Source organism: Terrirubrum flagellatum (assembly GCF_022059845.1).
Classification (GTDB): domain Bacteria; phylum Pseudomonadota; class Alphaproteobacteria; order Rhizobiales; family Beijerinckiaceae; genus Terrirubrum; species Terrirubrum flagellatum.
Window position 1 is genome coordinate 3,763,888 of the sequence record NZ_CP091851.1, and the last position, 18,508, is coordinate 3,782,395.

At 64.3% G+C, this 18,508-nt stretch carries 22 protein-coding genes and 1 tRNA gene; 11 read left to right on the top strand and 12 right to left on the bottom strand.

The genetic code is table 11. The features are described from left to right. Window positions 1-49: 49 nt before the first annotated feature. Window positions 50-1,237 carry an acetylornithine deacetylase gene (gene argE / locus L8F45_RS18100; RefSeq protein WP_342359266.1) on the bottom strand — a complete coding sequence of 396 codons (1,188 nt, stop codon included), beginning with the start codon at window positions 1,235-1,237 and terminating at the stop codon, window positions 50-52. Between the two features lies 1 nt (window position 1,238). Next, complete coding sequence (gene apaG, locus L8F45_RS18105) at window positions 1,239-1,631, bottom strand: Co2+/Mg2+ efflux protein ApaG (RefSeq protein WP_342363488.1); 393 nt, start codon at window positions 1,629-1,631, stop codon at window positions 1,239-1,241. A 206-nt stretch (window positions 1,632-1,837) separates the two neighbouring features. Between apaG and L8F45_RS18110 the strand changes: the two genes are divergently transcribed. Then, window positions 1,838-2,929 (top strand): 2'-deoxycytidine 5'-triphosphate deaminase, encoded by a 1,092-nt coding sequence (locus L8F45_RS18110; protein ID WP_342359267.1) that lies wholly within the window; start codon window positions 1,838-1,840, stop codon window positions 2,927-2,929. A 288-nt stretch (window positions 2,930-3,217) separates the two neighbouring features. Here the strand turns inward: L8F45_RS18110 and L8F45_RS18115 are convergent, their stop codons facing one another. Further along, entirely contained in the window at window positions 3,218-3,826 is a 609-nt protein-coding gene (locus L8F45_RS18115; protein WP_342363489.1) for a TetR/AcrR family transcriptional regulator, read from the bottom strand. Window positions 3,827-3,932: 106 nt separating this feature from the next. On the opposite strand from L8F45_RS18115, the gene L8F45_RS18120 reads away from it, so the two are divergent. Both L8F45_RS18120 and L8F45_RS18125 read left to right on the top strand, forming a co-directional pair. After that, window positions 3,933-4,574, top strand: coding sequence for a glutathione S-transferase C-terminal domain-containing protein (locus L8F45_RS18120; RefSeq protein ID WP_342359268.1), 642 nt, complete (start codon window positions 3,933-3,935; stop codon window positions 4,572-4,574). Window positions 4,575-4,634: 60 nt separating this feature from the next. After that, window positions 4,635-5,291, top strand: coding sequence for a LysE family transporter (locus L8F45_RS18125; protein WP_342359269.1), 657 nt, complete (start codon window positions 4,635-4,637; stop codon window positions 5,289-5,291). 187 nt (window positions 5,292-5,478) lie between these two features. On the opposite strand, the gene L8F45_RS18130 is transcribed toward L8F45_RS18125, so the two are convergent. From L8F45_RS18130 to L8F45_RS18145, 4 genes are read right to left on the bottom strand one after another with little or no spacing between them, the layout of a single operon-like run. Beyond that, a complete protein-coding gene (locus tag L8F45_RS18130) occupies window positions 5,479-6,054 on the bottom strand; it encodes a hypothetical protein (protein ID WP_342359270.1) in 576 nt (191 codons plus the stop codon). A gap of 24 nt (window positions 6,055-6,078) precedes the next feature. Next, on the bottom strand, window positions 6,079-6,444 hold the full coding sequence (locus L8F45_RS18135) for a very short patch repair endonuclease (protein WP_342363490.1): 366 nt from the start codon (window positions 6,442-6,444) through the stop codon (window positions 6,079-6,081). A 22-nt stretch (window positions 6,445-6,466) separates the two neighbouring features. Next, complete coding sequence (locus L8F45_RS18140) at window positions 6,467-7,663, bottom strand: DNA cytosine methyltransferase (RefSeq protein WP_342359271.1); 1,197 nt, start codon at window positions 7,661-7,663, stop codon at window positions 6,467-6,469. Between the two features lie 14 nt (window positions 7,664-7,677). After that, window positions 7,678-8,094 (bottom strand): GFA family protein, encoded by a 417-nt coding sequence (locus L8F45_RS18145; protein ID WP_342359272.1) that lies wholly within the window; start codon window positions 8,092-8,094, stop codon window positions 7,678-7,680. Between the two features lie 421 nt (window positions 8,095-8,515). Between L8F45_RS18145 and rpmH the strand changes: the two genes are divergently transcribed. The 5 genes from rpmH to yihA are packed head-to-tail and all read left to right on the top strand — an operon-like array spanning window position 8,516 to window position 12,213. After that, window positions 8,516-8,650, top strand: a complete 135-nt coding sequence (gene rpmH, locus L8F45_RS18150) for a 50S ribosomal protein L34 (protein ID WP_342359273.1) — start codon at window positions 8,516-8,518, stop codon at window positions 8,648-8,650. A gap of 39 nt (window positions 8,651-8,689) precedes the next feature. Further along, window positions 8,690-9,061: a ribonuclease P protein component gene (gene rnpA / locus L8F45_RS18155; protein ID WP_342359274.1), complete on the top strand. Its 372-nt coding sequence runs from the start codon at window positions 8,690-8,692 to the stop codon at window positions 9,059-9,061. A 21-nt stretch (window positions 9,062-9,082) separates the two neighbouring features. After that, window positions 9,083-10,891, top strand: a complete 1,809-nt coding sequence (gene yidC, locus L8F45_RS18160) for a membrane protein insertase YidC (RefSeq protein ID WP_342363491.1) — start codon at window positions 9,083-9,085, stop codon at window positions 10,889-10,891. 42 nt (window positions 10,892-10,933) lie between these two features. Further along, entirely contained in the window at window positions 10,934-11,572 is a 639-nt protein-coding gene (locus L8F45_RS18165; RefSeq protein ID WP_425329937.1) for a CatB-related O-acetyltransferase, read from the top strand. Next, complete coding sequence (yihA, locus tag L8F45_RS18170) at window positions 11,569-12,213, top strand: ribosome biogenesis GTP-binding protein YihA/YsxC (protein ID WP_342359276.1); 645 nt, start codon at window positions 11,569-11,571, stop codon at window positions 12,211-12,213. Before L8F45_RS18165 ends, yihA begins: the two co-directional genes overlap by 4 nt. Window positions 12,214-12,448: 235 nt before the next feature. Here the strand turns inward: yihA and L8F45_RS18175 are convergent, their stop codons facing one another. The 3 genes from L8F45_RS18175 to L8F45_RS18185 form a co-directional block, all read right to left on the bottom strand. Then, window positions 12,449-13,999 (bottom strand): acetolactate synthase large subunit, encoded by a 1,551-nt coding sequence (locus tag L8F45_RS18175; protein WP_342363492.1) that lies wholly within the window; start codon window positions 13,997-13,999, stop codon window positions 12,449-12,451. A 132-nt stretch (window positions 14,000-14,131) separates the two neighbouring features. After that, window positions 14,132-15,421 carry a UDP-N-acetylglucosamine 1-carboxyvinyltransferase gene (gene murA / locus L8F45_RS18180; RefSeq protein ID WP_342359277.1) on the bottom strand — a complete coding sequence of 430 codons (1,290 nt, stop codon included), beginning with the start codon at window positions 15,419-15,421 and terminating at the stop codon, window positions 14,132-14,134. A 107-nt stretch (window positions 15,422-15,528) separates the two neighbouring features. Then, entirely contained in the window at window positions 15,529-15,696 is a 168-nt protein-coding gene (locus L8F45_RS18185; RefSeq protein ID WP_342359278.1) for a hypothetical protein, read from the bottom strand. Between the two features lie 121 nt (window positions 15,697-15,817). On the opposite strand from L8F45_RS18185, the gene hemA reads away from it, so the two are divergent. The 3 genes from hemA to L8F45_RS18200 all read left to right on the top strand — a co-directional run bounded on the left by hemA (window position 15,818) and on the right by L8F45_RS18200 (window position 17,681). Beyond that, window positions 15,818-17,059 carry a 5-aminolevulinate synthase gene (hemA, locus tag L8F45_RS18190; RefSeq protein WP_342359279.1) on the top strand — a complete coding sequence of 414 codons (1,242 nt, stop codon included), beginning with the start codon at window positions 15,818-15,820 and terminating at the stop codon, window positions 17,057-17,059. 98 nt (window positions 17,060-17,157) lie between these two features. Beyond that, a tRNA-Thr gene (locus L8F45_RS18195) sits at window positions 17,158-17,232 on the top strand. Between the two features lie 8 nt (window positions 17,233-17,240). Next, the gene (locus L8F45_RS18200; RefSeq protein WP_342359280.1) at window positions 17,241-17,681 is read left to right on the top strand and encodes a hypothetical protein; all 441 of its coding nucleotides are present in this window, start codon (window positions 17,241-17,243) and stop codon (window positions 17,679-17,681) included. Here L8F45_RS18200 and L8F45_RS18205 read toward each other — a convergent pair. Next, window positions 17,642-17,980 (bottom strand): hypothetical protein, encoded by a 339-nt coding sequence (locus tag L8F45_RS18205; protein ID WP_342359281.1) that lies wholly within the window; start codon window positions 17,978-17,980, stop codon window positions 17,642-17,644. The two genes, L8F45_RS18200 and L8F45_RS18205, sit on opposite strands and share 40 nt — an antisense overlap. Before the next feature lie 229 nt (window positions 17,981-18,209). Continuing rightward, a complete protein-coding gene (locus L8F45_RS18210) occupies window positions 18,210-18,494 on the bottom strand; it encodes a copper-binding protein (protein WP_342359282.1) in 285 nt (94 codons plus the stop codon). Between the last annotated feature and the right edge of the window lie 14 nt (window positions 18,495-18,508).

The following is an 18,508-nucleotide window of genomic DNA, read 5'->3' on the forward strand; positions in this document are numbered from 1 at the left end:
AGCGTCGCCGATCGCCTCCTCCCGCAACTTGTTCGTTGCGGGGAGTGGATCAGACGGACAAGCGCGCGGCAAGCCGGCGCATGAAATCCTCGCCACGCGCCAGCGCTTCCAGCGTGATGTATTCGTCGGGCTGATGCGCCTGATTGATCGAGCCCGGCCCGCAGACGATGGTCGGAATGCCGGCGGCCTGGAAATGGCCTGCCTCCGTGCCGTAGGGCACAGTCACCGTGCGGTTGCGGCCGGTGACGGCGAGCGCGAGATGTTCGGCTTCCGAATTCGGCTCGGGGCGCAGGCCCGGCACGCGCACCTGATTGACCGTCTCGACGCGCGCGTCGGGATGGCCGGCCTTCAACATCGGCTCGACCACGTCGCGCGCGTAGGCCGCAAGGCGATCGACGACGAGCGTGTCGGCGTCGACGCCTGGCGTTCCCCGATATTCCCATTCGAAGCGGCAGATGCGCGGCACGATGTTGCGCGCCGTGCCGCCCTCGATGAGGCCGCAATGCACCGATGTGTAAGGCGGATCGAAGCGGCCGGTCACATCGCCGAGCGCCTTCATGTCGGCGGCGATGCGCACCAGTTCGGCGACGAGCAAGGCCGCGCCCTGCACCGCATTGGCGCCGAGCTCCGGCTTCGACGAATGCGCCTCGAAGCCATGCACCGTCGTGTTGAAGGTGACGACGCTCTTGTGCGCGTCGGCCGCCTGCAATTCCGTGGGTTCGCCGACGATCACGGCGGTCGGCTTGGGCAGATCGGCGCCGAAGCGTCTGATCACATCGGTCGAGCCGAGGCAGGTGGTCTCCTCATCATAAGAAAGGAGCAGATGGATCGGCGTCTTCAGCCCGCTCGCCTGCCAGTCGGGAATCGCGGCGAGAGCGAGCGCCGCGAACGCCTTCATGTCGACCGCGCCGCGGCCATAGGCCTTGCCGTCGGCGATGCGCAGCGTGAATGGATCGCTCGTCCAGGGCTGACCTGCGACCGGCACCACGTCGGTGTGCCCCGACAGGAGCACGCCGCCGCGATCCTGCGGGCCGATGGTGCAATAGAGCGCGACCTTGTCGCCCGCCGCATTCGGCGCGCGCAGGAAAGGCACGCCGAGCGAAGTCAGGTAATCCGCGACGAAATCAATCAACGCGATGTTGGAGCGGCGCGACTCCGTGTTGAAGGAGACGAGCTTCGCCAGAAGCTCAAGCGCGCTTAAATGCGTGGTTGCGGCCGACGCCGTCTCGAAACCCAATTCAGTGGACCGAGCGGCGCGTATGCGGGCTGTCGAGCGGGAAGGCGGGAATGTCGATCTCGAACGCCTCGCCGGCTTCATCGACCATCTGATAGGTCCCGACCATGATGCCGTCGGGCGTGGTGAGCGGACAGCCCGAGGTGTAGCGGAACGTGTCTCCGGGCGCGATCACAGGCTGCTCGCCGACGACGCCGGCGCCGCGCACCTCCTGCACCCTTCCCTTGCTGTCGGTGATGTTCCAGTAGCGCGACTTCAACTGCACGCTGGTCTCGCCCTGATTGGCGATCTCGACCGTGTAGGCCCAGAAGAACTTGTTGTCGCGCGGATTGGATTCCTCGGCGACAAATCTCGGGGCGACCGTGACGGCGATGTTGCGGGTGACACGCTCATACATCATCGCACCTGTCGGCTCGTCTCCGCTTTCCGGCGGCGGTCGCCGCGTTTAGCCGGTGGTACGGCCATCGCGAAAACAGGTCAACTTACCCGAAGGAGGCGCCAAACCTCCCGTTGATAGCGCTCCGGCGCGACTTGGCGCGGGCGAAGCCATCCGCTAGGCGACTTGGTTACAGTCAATACTGACTGAACAGGCAGGTATCAGGCGTGGCGCAAGGCATTCTCCCCGCCCAGGCGATCGAGGCGCTCATCGCGCAGGGCGCGATCCGGCTCGCCGCGCCGCCGGCGCCGACCCAGATCCAGCCGGCGAGCCTCGATCTCCGGCTTGGGGCGAGAGCCTATCGCGTGCGCGCGAGCTTCCTGCCCGGCCCGCAAAAGACGGTGCGCGAGCGGATCGACCATCTCTCGCTTCATGAAATCAATCTGACGGGCGACGGCGCCGTGCTCGAAACCGGCTGCGTCTATATCGCGGAATTGCAGGAGAGCCTGGCGCTTGGCGCGGAGATGGCGGCGGCGGCCAATCCCAAAAGCTCGACCGGCCGCCTCGACGTGTTCACCCGCGTGATCGCCGACCGCGCCCGTGAATTCGACGTGATCGAGGCGGGATATAACGGCCCGCTGTTCGCGGAAATCTCGCCGCGCAGCTTTCCCATTCTCGCGCGCCAAGGCTCGCGCCTGTCGCAGATGCGTTTCCGGTTGGGACAGGCGCGGCTCGATGACGCCGCCCTGATGGAATTGCATCGCGCCGAAACGCTTGTCGCCGCGCGCGAGCCGTCGATCCAGGGCGGCGTCGCCGTCAGCGTCGATCTCACCGGCTTCGACGGCGATCTCGTCGGCTACCGCGCCAAGCGCCATTCCGGCCTCGTCGATGTCGACAGGGTCGCAGGTTACGACATCGACGATTACTGGGAGCCGCTGCACGCCCGCAACGGGACTCTCATTCTCGATCCCGGCCAGTTCTACATTCTCGCCTCGAAAGAGGCGGTGCATGTGCCGCCGCATACGGCCGCGGAAATGGTGCCGTTCGATCCGCTCGTCGGCGAATTCCGCGTGCATTACGCCGGTTTCTTCGATCCCGGCTTCGGCCATGCGCCGGCCGGCGGCTCGGGCGCGCGCGCGGTGCTCGAAGTGCGCTCGCGCGACGTGCCCTTTATTCTTGAAGACGGACAGATCGTCGGCCGCCTCGTCTATGAGCGATTGTCGGAAGCGCCACGCACGCTCTATGGCGCCGGGCTCTCCTCCAACTATCAGGGACAGCGGCTGAAGCTGTCGAAGCATTTCAGGATGGGGAACAGGTAGCGGCGTCGATTCAAGATAACGCCGCTTCGCGAAGTTTTTCGCTGGGCCCCGGTCTTCATTCCGTTCGGCTCCCGTCTTCGCGAAGCAAAAGCTTCGCTTCGGCGTGGCAGGTCGCCTCACTTCATGAAACCGGGGACAGAGACAGTTTCAACTGTCGACAATTGAGGCTCTCTCCGTCCCGGGAACGGTGAAGCGAAACGAAGTGAAGCGGAACCGTGTCCGGGGCCCAGCGAAAGAATCGCGAAGCGACATTCAGAGCATCCATCCAAGCGCCAAAGTCAGCGCCGCTCATTTTCCGCACAACATCTCGATTCCCGCCTTCGCCGTCTTCTCCAGCTCCTTGCGCGCATCGCCAGCGCGTGAGCGCAACGCCAGCGTGTGCAGCACAGCCGAAGCGAATTTCGCCAGCAGAACAGGATCTGAGTCGCGCGCGATCTCGCCTGACTTGCGCGCCGCGCGGAATCTCTTTTCGAACTCTTGATCGAAATCGCGCAGACTGTCGCCAAGCACGCGGCGCACCTTCTCGTCGCTCATCGCCTCGACCGCGGCCGTGCCAATAAGCAGACATCCACGCGCGGCGCCCTTGTCCGGCAGATACATCGACAAAGCTGTCTCATAAACGCGCGCCAACCCCTCGCGCAGCGACAGCTTCGGATCGAGCGCCGCCATCATCGCCGCAACGCCTTCGGCGCGATAGCGATCAAGGGCCTTGAGATAAAGGTCTTCCTTGGCGCCGAACGCGCCATAAAGGCTCGGCCGGTTCATGCCGGTCGCGGCGCTGAGATCATCGAGCGACGTCGCGGAATATCCATGACGCCAGAACACGTCCCTTATGTCGCCAAGCGCCTTCTCGGGGTCATAGGCGCGGGGTCTTCCGCGCGGCCGCGCGAGCTTCATCGTCTCTTTCATTCCGCCCATTCTCTCCGGCGCGCGAAAATCACCCCGGCGCCGTTGACATGATAATTATTATGCGAGATGGTACAAAAATACAAGTGAGGAACCCATGGACCTTTATTTCGCTCCCCTCGCCTGCTCGATGGCGAGCCGCATCGCGCTCTATGAAGCCGGCGCCGCCGCCAATTTTATTCAGGTCGATCTGCGCAAGAAGCGCGTCCTGAAAGACGATTCCGATTTCTTCGCCATCAACGGCATGGGCCAGGCGCCGACGCTCAATACGCGCGACGGTGTCATCACGGAGAACCCCGTCGTGCTGCAATATATCGCCGACCGCTTTCCCGATGCGAAGCTCGCGCCGCCCGCGACCAGCCTCGGCCGCTATCACCTGCAGCAGTGGCTTAACTTCATCTCAACGGAGTTGCACAAGCAGGTCTTCATCCCGGTGCTCGATCCCCATGCGCCGGGCGGCGCCAAGGAGTTTGCGCAAGCGAAGTCAGCAATGGCGTTCAAGTTCCTCGATCGCCATCTTAGCGGTCGGGAATTCCTGCTCAATGATTTCAGCGTCGCCGACGCCTATCTCGTCACCGTGCTCAACTGGGCGCATGTGATCAAGTTCGATCTCGACGCCTATCCCAACGTCCGCGCCTATTACGCGAGGCTCCGCGAGCGGCCGAGCGTGGCGAAGGCGCTGTCGGAGGAAACCGCGCTCTGGCTCGAAGAGAAGGCGCGCGAGCAGAAAGCGGCGTGATGATCGCCGCCTGATGCGCCCATCCTGCGATCGTATCGATCATTTTCATAAGAGGGGCCCATGCTTTCCACTTTCGTCACCATCTGGATCCTTCACGTCGCAGCGATGATGAGTCCGGGCCCCAACGTTCTGCTGGTGTCGCAAATGGCGGCGAGCGATCGGGTTCGGAGCGCTACTTTCGCAGCCCTGGGCGTCGCCTGCGGCGCCACTCTTTGGGCGACTTGCGCGGTGCTCGGAGTCCATGTCGTCTTCGTGGCGTTTCCGGGACTACGCCTCGCATTTCAGGTCGCTGGAGGCGTGTATCTCCTGTATGTGGCCGTTCGTCTCTGGCGGTCCAGCGGCGCTGCGTCGGTTGGTCAAGCGTCGTCGGTATCCTCGTGGACCGCGTTTGGTCGTGGATTTCTGACCAACATCACCAATCCAAAAGTAGCTCTGTTTTTTGGCAGCGTATTCGCTGCTTCATTCCCGGCGGCGCCCGGCCCGATCCTGCAGGCGTCGGCGGTGGTCATGGTGGCGCTCAACGCGCTGTGCTGGCACACGCTGCTCGCTTTCCTGTTCTCTCGCGAGCGTGTTCGCGCCGCCTACTCGCGCATGCGAGACGCCGCCAATCGCATCGCATCGATCATGATGGTCGTCTTGGGACTGAGCTTGCTTGCGGCGTCACTGCGCGAGGCGCTCTTTCTGATCTATCGTGCGAAGCCCGGGTCGACGCCATAATCGCCGACGTTTCATCTCCTATTGAGACGCCTGACTCTATATTGAGGTTCGCCAAAAAAGATAACAAAGGCGAACACTGCTCGCGCCGCACACGCTCGAAGAGGAAGCGCGCGAACAGAAAGCGGCATGAGTCGAAGCGTCACGGAATCTATTTGACTATTGCTGGGCCGAGCTCAGCGACGATCAATCAAGCGGATTCGAATAATCGGTTGGTGAGCGCCGTGGTCAGCCAGGCAAAGCCCGCGTCGGCGAAAACGAAGGCGATTGAATGGAGTTTCGGCAGCGAGAGCATCGTTCGGACGATGCGATAGATCGACCAAAAGCAAGACAGGAAAAACGCGGCCCCGAGCAGGAAAGCGATCAGATGATGATAGGGGAATCCGCCCGACAGATCGTCATCGAACGATGGGGCGCTCATCAGTTTATTCTGTATGAGTGCAACGACGGTGACGGCTGCGCAAAACGCGATCATGTACCAGAGCGAAGAAAAGGCGATCGGAAGCATCATTTCACGCCGTCCCAATAAGCCAGCGAGCAGAGCGACAAAGCCACAACTCGCCAGGCCCATGATGACCAGCCAGACGAGAAGCAGCGGTGCGGCGCCTTCGCCGGTAATGAGTCTGTTTGAGGTCCAAAAGCATGCCGCCAACAGCAGCACGGCGATAAGCGCCATCTCGCCATTTATGCGCAGAAGAGATCGCCAGCGGTCTGAACCGCGAACAAGGGCGACAAGAGCGGCGAACTGATCGAGAACAAGACGCATCGGCGATATTCCCCCCCGGAGCCGTCAAAGGAATGTCGTCAACTCGGCCCCCAATCGATCAAGATTTTTCAATTCGCATTCCCAAATAATTTTCACCCGCCAGCCGAGCGCTGCGAGCTCGGCGAGATGCTTCTCGTCGCGGGCGCGGTTGCGCGCGATCTTCTGGCGCCAGTAATCCGCATTCGCCTTCGGCTGCCTCGCGCCGCGCGCGCAATCATGGCCATGCCAGAAGCAGCCATGGACGAAGATCACGCTGCGCCGCCCTAGCATCACGATGTCAGGCTTTCCCGGAAGATCGGCGCGATGCAGGCGGAAGCGATAGCCGAGCCGATGCAGGAGCGAGCGCACCTTCTTTTCCGGCGCGGTGTCCTTGCCCTTGACCCGTCGCATCACCTCGGAGCGTTCCACTCCCCTACTCCGCCGCGATGCGCGCGGCTCCAACCGCGCCCTTCAAGAGCGGCTCGAACAGATGCTCGGCGAGATGGCGCACCACAGGCGCGACGACGCCGTCGCCAAGCAGGTGAAACGCGTCGGTCGCGCCCTTGGGCAGGATATAGTCGTCGGAAAGCCCCATCAGGCGCGCGCATTCGCGCGGCGAGATGAGACGCGAGCGCACGCGTTTTCCTTCAACCACGAGCAAAGTCTGCCGGCTTGAACCGCCGGCCGGCGTGCGCAGACATCCCGCGAGATTATCGAAGCGCACTTCGGCGCGCTGCACGCGCGCGCCGTTCTCATCGCGGCGCGTGCGACGATAGACGGCGCCGACCTCGCGTTCGCCGCTGCGCTGCGCCGCGCGGAGTTTCTCCCTGTTGGCGTCGCTCATCAGCGAGAGCAGATAGCGCGTCTCTTCATCCTCGCGCCACGCGACGCCCGTCGGCTCATCCTCGATCACGTCGCGAAGACCGGCGTTGCGGCGCGGCGGCTCCGGCAGGCGCCACCAGACCCAGCGCGCCGCCACGCTGTTAGGCAATCGCGCATGGGCCGCGCGCAATGCAGGCATCGTAGTCCAATCCACAGGCTCCGTCGCGATGAGATCGCGCATCGCCAGTTCGCGCGCGACGCCGACAATAAAAAGACGCGGCCGCGATTGCGGCGTGAAACGCTCGGCGTCGATCACCATCGCGCCGACGCGATAGCCGAGATCGACAAGCGCGCCGACGACGGCGGAGAAATCCGCGCCGCCATTCGAGGTCAGCAGGCCGCAGACATTTTCAGCAGCCACAAGCGATGGCGCGCGGCCTTCGCGCGCCAATCCACGCAGCAGATCGCGGAAGCGCCAGAAGGTCCCGGAGCGCGCGCCGCCGAGACCGCCGCCCTTTCCCGCGAGCGACAGGTCCTGGCAGGGAAAGGACGCCCAGGCGAGATCGGCTTGGCCTGGCAAATCGGACGCCGCAAGCGTGGCGATGTCGCCGAGCCGGAAATCCCCGTCGCCCCAGTTCGCGCGATAGGACTTCGCCTTCGCCGCGTCGAAGTCGTTGGCGAACAGGCAGATCCAGCCGGGCCCGAGCCCGGCCCGCGTCATGCCGCCGCCGGCGAAGAATTCGTAGAAGGTTCCCATCGCGCCCGAATCTGCGACGCCGAGATTAGCGGGAACGGAAACCGCGCGCATGCCTTACGGCGCCCTCACCCCGTCGCATGCCCCTCGAATTGCGGCAGGTCGTCGGTGATCTCGTACCAGGGCGCCTTGGAGCCGACGAAGATGTGCTTGTTCGGCCGGATCGAGGGCGCATCGACAAGCGTCCCCATGGCGACATGGACCCAGGCGCCGTCGCGGACGACGGAGTAGAGGAGCGAGCCGCAGGTCGCGCAGTGGGCGTCGTGGCCGTCGGGTTCGCCGACGATGAGCATGGCGTCGCCGCCCGCGATCACCTCCAGCTTCGTCCGCTCGATCCCTGCGAGAGGCTTGAAGGCCGAGCCCGTCGTGCGGCGGCAGTTCGAGCAGTGGCAGTTCATGGCGTAGCGGAACGCGTCAGCGACTTCATAACGCACGGCGCGGCAGTAGCAGGCGCCGGCCAGCCGGCGAGCTGTTTCGATGGTCATGGCATGCCCTCGCTTAGCCTTGTCCATCCTGTGCTGGCTCGGCCATTCGACGCCGGAAGCGAATTTGCGGGCTGCGGCGGCGTCCCCGGACTGGCCGGCATCCAGGCGCAATTCGCGAGCGTCCCTCCTTTTATCGAAGGAGCGTGACGATGTCAACGACTTTATTCCTATAATTTGACTTTGAGGCTCCTCGCAGCGCCATTGGGGCCGCAGCCGGGCATTGCGCCTGCGTTCGGACTGATCACCTCGGGCCCCGCTGGCAAAACCCGCCCGCGCGTTGACTTTGAAGGCCCTCTCGGCCATAGACGCGCCACTTCGGCCGGGGCCGCCAAGGCGTCCGGGCTGAAACATTATCACCGCAAGTTGCAAAAGGGGCGGCGCGCATGACTTTAGCGCGCCCCGATCGAATTGGAGCAGGCCCGTGAAGAGGACCTATCAGCCGAGCAAATTGGTGCGCAAGCGCCGCCACGGCTTCCGCGCGCGCATGGCGACCAAGGGCGGCCGCAAGGTGCTGAACGCCCGTCGCGCCCATGGCCGCAAGCGCCTGTCGGCCTGATCCGGCGCGCGCCCTCGCCTGATCAGGGGCGCGCGACCCATGACCGCCTTCGGCAAACTCACCCGTCGCGATGAGTTCACCGCCGCCCGCAAGGGCCGGCGGTCGCATGCGTCCGCCTTCACCGCGCAGATTGTTCGCCGGGCCGACGCTGACGCCGCGACCGGTCCCCGCGCCGGGCTGACCGTCACCAAGAAGATCGGCGACGCCGTCGTGCGCAACCGCATCAAGCGCAGGCTGCGCGCCGCGCTGCGCGCCTTCGACGCCGCCACCGCCGATCCCGTCTCTGATCATGTGTTCATCGCCAAGCGCGAAGCGCTGACGATTTCCTTCGCCGAGCTTGCGGCCGAGATGGCCGCCGCCGTCGGCCCGCGCGCGCCAAAGCGCCGCGCTCCCGATCCCTCTCGCGCCTGAGCGCCCGAGCCTCCCATGGCCATGCCCAAAGAAGACAACCGCAATTTTATCCTCGCGCTCGCGCTCTCCTTCATCGTGATCGTCGCCTGGAATTTCCTCTACGGCCTGCCGCAGATGCGGCAGCAGAAGGAGGCGCAGAACCAAGTTCAGCAGAGCCAGCAAAGCCCGCTTCCATCGGCGGCCAGCCCGAACGCGACGCAGCAGCCAAACATGAGCCAGGCGCCGACGGCGAGCGCCGTCGCGCCAGCGGTCGAATCGCGCGATGCAGTTCTCGCGCGCTCGCCGCGCGTCGCCATCGACACGCCTTCAATCGCAGGCTCGATCTCGCTGACCGGCGGCCGCATCGACGACGTTTCGCTGAAGCGCTACCGCGAGACGGTCGATCCCAAGAGCCCGATCATCGAACTCCTGTCGCCTTCGGGCTCGACCAATCCGCTCTATGCCGAGTTCGGCTGGGTCGGAGCCGCGGGAACGTCGACGCCGCTGCCGAATTCGACCACGCTGTGGACGGCTGACGCAAAGACGCTGACGCCCGATAAGCCGATGACGCTGACCTGGGACAACGGCCAGGGCCTGCTGTTCAAGCGCGTGATCTCGGTCGATTCAAACTCGATGTTCACGATCGTCGACTCGGTCGAGAACAAGGGCTCGGCGTCGGCTTCCCTCTCGAACTACGCGCTGATCTCGCGCCATGGCACGCCGACAACGTCAGGCTATTACATCCTCCATGAAGGCCCGCTGGGCTATGTCGAGGACAAGCTGCAGGAGCCGAGCTACGCCGACATCGAGAAGGCGAAGGCGAAGCTGTTCAAAGGCTCCACCGGCGGCTTCATCGGCTTCACCGACAAATACTGGGCGGCGGCGCTCATTCCGGATCAGAGCATCTCTTACGATGGCCGCTTCACCTTCGCGCAGGCCGGCAGTCTCAAGACCTATCAGAGCGATCTGCTCACGCCGGCGCAGACGATCGAGCCCGGCAAGAGCGTGCAATCGACAACGCGCCTGTTCGCCGGCGCCAAGGAAGTCGCGGCCATCGACGGCTATGAACAGTCGCTCGCCATCAAGAAATTCAAGCTGATGATCGATTGGGGCTGGTTCTGGTTCATCACCCAGCCGCTGTTTCAGATCATAGACTGGTTTTTCAAGGTCACCGGCAATTTCGGCGTCGCGATCCTGATCGTCACCGTGCTCGTGAAGGGCGTGTTTTTCCCGCTCGCCAACAAGTCCTACGCCTCGATGGCGAAGATGAAGGCGGTGCAGCCGGAGATGACCGCGATCCGCGAGCGCTTCCCGGACGACAAGCTCAAGCAGCAGCAGGCGCTGATGGAGCTTTACAAGAAAGAGAAGATCAACCCGATCGCCGGCTGCTGGCCGGTGCTCCTGCAGATCCCGGTGTTCTTCGCGCTCTACAAGGTGATTTTCATCACCATCGAAATGCGCCATGCGCCGTTCTTCGGCTGGATCAAGGATCTCTCGGCCCCTGATCCCACGACCTTCGTCAATCTGTTCGGCCTGTTGCCGTTCGAAGCGCCGACCTTCCTGCATCTTGGCGTCTGGCCGATCATCATGGGCTTTTCCATGTTCCTGCAGATGAAGATGAACCCTGAGCCGGCCGACCCGGTCCAGAAGCAGATCTTCTCCTGGATGCCCGTGATCTTCACCTTCATGCTCGGCTCGTTCCCGGCAGGCCTCGTGATCTACTGGACCTGGAACAATCTGCTGTCGGTGACGCAGCAGGGCTTCATCATGAAGAAGAACGGCGTGAAGATCGAACTCTTCGACAATCTCAAGAAGATGTTCGCGAAGGGCTCGCCGACCGATAAGAAATAAGAGGCGAAGGCGCGCCTTCGCGCGCTTTCGAGAAAGGTCGCGATGCCCGCGCCCGATCCAATGACGCGCCAGGCAGCGCCGGGCTGGCATGGCACCGGCTATCTCAAGCCGATCGTCAATCATCCGCTGATCGAGATCGGCGACTACACCTATTATGATGATCCGCTCGGACCCGAGAAATTCGTCGGCCGCTGCGTGCGCTATCATTTCGATTTCGTCGGCGACCGGCTCATCATCGGGAAGTTCTGCGCGATTGCCACAGCGGCGCAGTTCATGATGAACGGCGCCAATCACGCGATGGACGGATTCTCCACCTACCCGTTCCTCGGCTTCACCGGCTGGAAGGACAAGGCGCCGCCCATCAGCCACGGACGCGGCGACATGATCATCGGCAACGATGTCTGGATCGGCCGCGAGGCGATGATCATGCCGGGCGTGAAAATCGGCGACGGCGCGATCATCGGCGCGCGCGCCGTGGTCGGGCGCGACGTGCCGCCCTATGCGATCGTGGTCGGAAATCCCGGCGCCGTGAAGCGCATGCGTTTCGACGATGCGACCATCGCCGAACTGCTTGAGATCCGCTGGTGGGACTGGCCGCCTGACGTCATCGCGGACAATGTTCCCGCCATCGCCGGCGCCGATCTCGCGGCGTTGCGCGCCGTCGCTGCGAGCCTTCGATGACCCCGCCTGACGACCGCCTGATCGAGGAAGGCCGCAAGCTGTTCGCCGGCGCGGCGGACTTCGTCTGGGCTTCGCCTGACAAAAAGAATCTCATTCCCGAAGGCCCCGTCGAGATCGCCTTCACCGGGCGTTCGAATGTCGGCAAATCCTCGCTGATCAATGCGCTGACGGGACGCAAATCGCTGGCGCGCACCTCGGTCACGCCGGGCCGCACGCAGGAACTGGTGTTTTTCGACATCGGCGGACGCTTCCGCCTCGTCGACATGCCGGGCTACGGATTCGCCGAGGCGCCGAAGGAGAAGGTCGCGGCCTGGACGAAACTGATTTTCGACTATCTGCGCGGCCGTTCGACTCTGGCGCGCGTGCTGCTGCTCATCGACGCGCGCCGCGGCCTCAAAGAGGTCGATGACCAGGTGATGGACACGCTCGACAAGGCGGCTGTTCCCTATCAGCTCGTGCTGACCAAGAGCGACCAGATTTCGGCGAAGACGCTCGAAGAACTGATGGCGACGATCCGCTCGCGCATCGCCAAGCGGCCGGCGGCGTTCCCCACGATTGTCGCGACATCGAGTCTGAAGGGTTTCGGGATTCCAGAACTGCGCGCTGGCGTGGCGCAGTTGCTGGAAGAGCGCGGCGCTTAAAGCGACGAGCGCCTGCGGCGCACGTCTTGCGCTGGGCCCCGGTCTCCATTTCGCTCAGGCTTCGCCTTCGCTTCATGGAACCGGGGACGGAGACAGCTTCACTCTCAAGGAACGAGGCTCTCGTCGTCCCCGGAACGGTGCAGCGAAACGAAGTGAAGCGGAACCGTGTCCGGGGCCCAGCAAAAGACTCGCGAGCGAAGCGAGCGCAAAAAGCAGAAGCGAAAACCCGCGTCGCCTAAATCACGACCTCGATGAGATAAGGCCCCTTGCGCGACAGCGCGCCGCGCATCGCCTTCACGAGTTCATCGACGGTCTCGGCGCGGCTCGCCTCGACGCCCATGCCTTTCGCAAGCGACACCCAGTCGAGCGGCGGATTGTCGAGCGAGAGCATGTCATGCGCCTTGCGGCCGGGATTCTTGGCTCCGACATTCAGGAGTTCGCCCTTGAGAATCGCATAGGAGCGGTTGGCCCAGATCAAAGTCAGCACGTCACACTTCTCGCGCGCCTGCGTCCACAGCGCCTGCAGCGTGTACATGCCGGAGCCGTCGGCCTGCAGATTGATCACCTTGCGATCGGGGCAGGCGACCGACGCGCCGGTCGCGAGCGGAATGCCCTCGCCAATCGCGCCGCCCATCAGTTGCAGCCAGTCATGCGGCGCAGCCGCCTTTGTCATGGCGAAGAAATTGCGGCCCGTGGTGACCGACTCGTCGCAGACAATCGCATTCTCGGGCATCAGCGCGCCAAGCACCGCGCCAATCGAATCAGGATCGAGCTTCGCCGCCGTCGGAATCTCCGGGCGCGCGATCTCATGGGGATAGTCGGGCTCGAGCTTCGCCGCGCCGATCTCGTCGGCGAGACGCGCCAGCGCATCGGCAAGATCCTGATCCTCGTCTGCGAGCACATGGAACTCGCAATCGGGATGGGTCATCGCGCTCGGCTTGCCGGGATAGCCGAAGAAGCCGACCGGCGGCTTCGCGCCCACAAGGATCATGCAGCGCACGTCGGCCAACGCCGCGACCGCCAAATCGATGACATAGGGCACGCGATCAACGCCGATGCGGCCCGCGCCACGCTGCACGCGCGCATTGGCGCCAGGCGCCATCAGCCGACCGCCGGTCTTCTTCGCGATGCGGGCAGCGTCCTTGAGAGGCTTCTCACGCAGCGCGACGCCGCCAACCATGAGCATCACGTTCGACTTCGTCATCGCGATCTTCGCGATCTCGCGCACGACGTCATCCGCCACCTTGCCGCGCGCGCGGGGCGGGCGCGTGGCCACCGGACCGGAGCCTTCGCCCCACGCCGTGTCGGCGGGAAGGATCAAAGTCGCGATCTGCCCCGGCGGATTGCTTGCGGCGTGAATGGCGTCGGCGCCGTCCTGCGCCACGGTCATCGAGCTCGAGCCCGTGCGCACCCAATGCGACAGCGGATGCGCCAGCGCCTCGATGTCGGTCGTCAGCGGCGCGTCGAAGCGGCGATGATAGAGCGCATGTTCGCCGACGATGTTGATCATGGGCGAGCGAGCGCGCCGCGCATTGTGGATGTTGGCGAGGCCGTTCGCCATGCCCGGGCCGAGGTGTAGCAAAGTCGCCGCCGGCTTGTCCGCCATGCGCGCATAGCCGTCGGCCGCGCCAGTCGCGCCGCCCTCGAAGAGGCAGAGCACGCAGCGCATGCCGTCGACGCGATCGAGCGCGGCGACGAAATGCATCTCCGAGGTGCCGGGATTGGTGAAGCTGACATCGACGCCTGCGCCGACCATCGTCCGCACCAGGCTTTCCGCGCCGTTCATCGTCATGCTGTGAAAGATTCCGATTGAGACGGCCGCACTAAAGCAGCCGCGACCGTCGGCGCGCAATCGGCAGGGCCGACATGGGCTTATGCCGAAACGAGGGTCGCGCCGTCGCCATCGCTTCGATCAGGGTCAGCCGGTCAGGCGCTCAACCTGGGCGCCGCAGCGCGACAGTTTTTTCTCGAGCGCTTCGAAGCCGCGATCGAGATGATAGACGCGATGCACCATCGTCTCGCCTTCGGCCGCGAGCGCGGCGATGACAAGGCCGACCGAGGCGCGCAGATCGGTCGCCATCACAGGCGCGCCCTTCAGCGTCGGCACGCCTTCGACCGTCGCGAGATCGCCATCGAGCTTGATGTGCGCGCCGAAGCGGGCGAGCTCCTGCACATGCATGAAACGGTTCTCGAAAATCGTCTCGCGAATATGCGACACGCCCTTTGCGCGCGTCATCAGCGCCATGAACTGCGCCTGCAGATCGGTGGGAAAGCCGGGGAAAGGCTGGGTCGTCACGTCAACGGCGGCAATCCCTGAGCCATTGCGGCGCACGCGCACGCCCTCGTTGGTCGCAAGGATTTCGGCGCCGGTCGCGGTCAACGTATCAAACGCCTTTTGCAGAAGCTCCGGCCGCGCGCCTTCGAGCATCACGTCACCGCCCGCCATGGCGACAGCCATCGCATAGGTGCCGGTCTCGATGCGATCGGGCAGCACCGTGTGGCGCGCGCCTGACAGGCGCGATGCGCCATCGATGGTGATGGTCGACGTCCCGGCGCCGGAGATGCGCGCGCCCATTTTCACCAGCAGCGCGCAGAGATCGCCGATCTCCGGCTCCTGCGCGGCGTTGCGAATAACCGTGGTTCCCTTCGCAAGCACCGCCGCCATGACGGCCGTGTGCGTGCCGCCGACAGTGACTTTGGGAAATTCGATCTCGGCGCCTTTCAGCCCGTCCTTCGCGGTTGCGATGACGTAGCCCGCTTCGATCTCGATCTTTGCGCCGAGACGCTCAAGCGCCATGAGATAGAAATCGACCGGGCGCGTGCCGATGGCGCAGCCGCCGGGCAGAGACACTTTCGCTTGTCCCATGCGGGCGAGGAGAGGCGCGATGACCCAGAAGCTGGCGCGCATGCGCGAGACAAGTTCGTAGGGCGCCGTCGTGTCGACGATCTGCCGGGCCGAGAGCTGGATCGTCTGGCCTGTCTCGCTCTCCTGGCCCACGCGCTTGCCGGAGATCGAGTGATCGACGCCGTGATTGCCGAGGATGCGCAGGAGCTGCATGACATCGGAGAGGCGCGGCACATTATCGAGAATCACAGTGTCGTCGGTCAGCAGCGAGGCCGTCATTAGCGGCAGCGCGGCGTTCTTGGCGCCGGAGATCGGGATCGAGCCCCTGAGTTCGGCGCCGCCCACGATGCGAATGCGATCCATCAAATCCCCCCAGGGCACGACGCTTCGATCCCCGAGGGGTCAGCGAGCGCGACAATTTGCCTGCGACATCAAGTCCAATCCGGCCATGCCCGGCCGCCAAGGCGAAATCAAGGCTTGGCCGGCTTATCACGAGACGCCGCCGGGGGGTCCCGCGGCGGCTCCTCCGTCGCCCGGCCGCGCGCCTGCGTTTTTCGGCGCTTGAGATTCTCACGCAGCGCCGCCGCAAGCCGCTCGGCCTTCTCGTCCTTCACCGGATCGCCTGACTTGCGGCCCATCGGTCCTTCCGCTGATTTGATTGACGTCAAAGACTACTGACCATGCATGCGGTCAATCGCCAGCTTGCGATCATCCCGGGACCGTGCCACCCGACACTGGAACAGATATAATCAGACCCACATGACCGACCCCGCCCGCCGAGCGCTCGCGAACGCGCTGGCCGACCTCCGACAGTCCGGCGCCTATCGCTCCTTTGCGACGCTGCGGCGCGACGCCGCCGCTTTTCCCCGCGCCATCTGGGAGGGCCCGAACGGCCCGCACGAGATCGTGGTGTGGTGCGCCAATGATTATCTCGGGATGGGGCGCCATCCCGATGTCATCGCCGCCATGAAGGAGACCGCGGACGCGTCCGGCGTCGGCGCCGGCGGCACGCGCAACATCTCCGGCACCAGCGCCGCGATCGTCGACCTCGAAAGCGAACTCGCCGATCTCCACGGCAAGGAGGCGGCTCTCGTCTTCACCTCAGGCTATGTCGCGAACCAGACCGGCATCGCAACGATCGCGAAACTGCTGCCGGACTGCCTGATCATCTCCGACTCCGAGAATCACAACTCGATGATCGCTGGCGTGCGCGGCGCCGGCCGCGAGAAGGCAATCTTCCGTCACAATGATCTCGCCGATCTCGAACGCATTCTCGCGGCAAGCCCGCGCGAGCGGCACAAACTCATCGTGTTCGAGAGCGTCTATTCCATGGACGGCGACGTCTCGCCGATCCATGCGGTCTGCGATCTCGCGGCGAAATATGGCGCGCTGACCTATATCGACGAGGTGCATGCGGTCGGCCTCTATGGCGATCGCGGCGGCGGCTATGCGGAAGAGGTCGGCGCCATGGCGCGCCTCGATATCATTCAGGGCACGCTGGGCAAGGCCTTCGGCTGCATGGGCGGCTATATCGCCGGCGACACCGTCATCATCGACGCCGTGCGCAGCCACGCCCATGGCTTCATCTTCACGACCGCCCTGCCCCCGCCGCTGGCGGCCGCGGCCGCGGCGTCCGTCCGTCATCTCAAGGCCAGCGGCGCGGAGCGCGCCCAGCACCGGGCCCGCGTCGCCGCAACCAAGGCGGCGCTGGCGGCGCGCCGGCTGCCCGTGATGGCGACGCCGACCCATATCGTGCCGGTGATGGTCGGCGATCCCCGCGCCTGCAAGGCGGCGACGGACCGGCTGCTTGAACGCCATGGCGTCTATGTCCAGCCGATCAACTATCCCACGGTGCCCCGGGGGACCGAGCGGCTGAGACTCACGCCCTCGCCGCTCCATGACGAGGCCATGATCGCAGCCCTGGCTGAAGCTCTGGACGAGACCTGGAGCGCGCTTGGCCTGCCGCGGGCCGAGCCTGGCGGCAGGCTGGCGGCGGAATAAGTCTCAAAAGGGCGCTCGCGGTTGCGCCCCGGCGGCGCCTATGGCATTCACGCGCCCGCGGCCGGATCGGCTCTCGCCTCGGCCGCCATCGCCGGATCGCTGTTGTAGCTCAGTGGTAGAGCACTCCCTTGGTAAGGGAGAGGTCGAGAGTTCAATCCTCTCCAACAGCACCAGCCCTGCCGTGAAGCGTCGGCGCGACAACCAGAACGCTCAAAGCATTGCCATCGCGACGGGCTGCGCGTCCACGCGACCGGTCGCCGTGATCGCCGTCAGTCCGATCGCCAGCATGATGCCGACGAAGAATATGGTCCCGAGCAGCGTCGCGAACCTTGCCCTGCATGCGTCCATCGCGTCGCCTCCAACGCTGTTGGTCGACGCGAAGGATGGGTCAGTCGGGACGAAGGCGCTGTGCGGGGCTGCACCTCGCCTGTCCGCTTACAAAGCGAGCAGAAGGAGGTTCGCGACACAGGCTGCGATCAGCAGGGTCGGCCAGATCAACGAGGCTGCGGGAACAGACATTTTCACCAAATGCGACAATTCCGATCTTGTTCCTGACCTGTCGGTCAATGCGTCGCCGCGCCGTCAGTATCCGCCCAATGCGGCGAAAAAGCAGAAGAGATAACCCGAACTCGACATGCAGAGATGGAAATGCCCGTCGGGAGATCGCCGCGCCTTGGCGTAGGGAACTGCGATCGTCAGCGGCCGCGGTTTGCTCGCCTGCCACATAGGATGGCCGCCGGGCGCAATCGTCACGACATAGCCGTTCGGAGTTTCCTGAACCGATTCGTCTGAAATCTGCGCACAATCGTTGTCATGACAACATTCGACGGGATACCAGTCATGCGCAGCGGCCCTTCGCGTCGCGAAGGATAATAAAAGCACGGCGAACGCCAATGCCGCCAACGCCGGCCCTGTCCGCATGCGAGACCTTTCCCTTCGTCAGCGCCGCGAAACTCCGCCGCCGCCGCGCCAAACGGACGCCCCTGAGCCAAGAGTATCGCTGGCGAAGAAAAGGGAAAGCCCGGAAGCATCTGCGGCGCACAGCGAATTTTAACTGAAACGCAATTGCGCCTGATGAAATCGCGCTTCGCAGCGCGATGAATCAGCGCTGCAGCCGCCGCTATTTGCGGCTGCGGCGCCTGAACTTCAATCATTTTTTCTGAATGCGCGTCACGGTGAGCTGACCGTTGACGCGATCGGCCTCGAACTCGACCTGATCGCCCGCTTTCACAGCGGTGAGCATCGCCTTGTCGCCGGCTTTGAACACCATGGTCATGGCGCCCATGTCGAGATTGGCGATCGGCCCATGCTTGATCGTGATCTTCTCGGCCGACGCGTCGACCTTGGTGACCGCGCCAGTCACTTTCGCGGTTTCCGCAAGCGCTGAGGTCGCAAGCGCGGCGGCGGCGGAGATAAATATCAAACGACGGAACATCTCTCTTCTCCTTG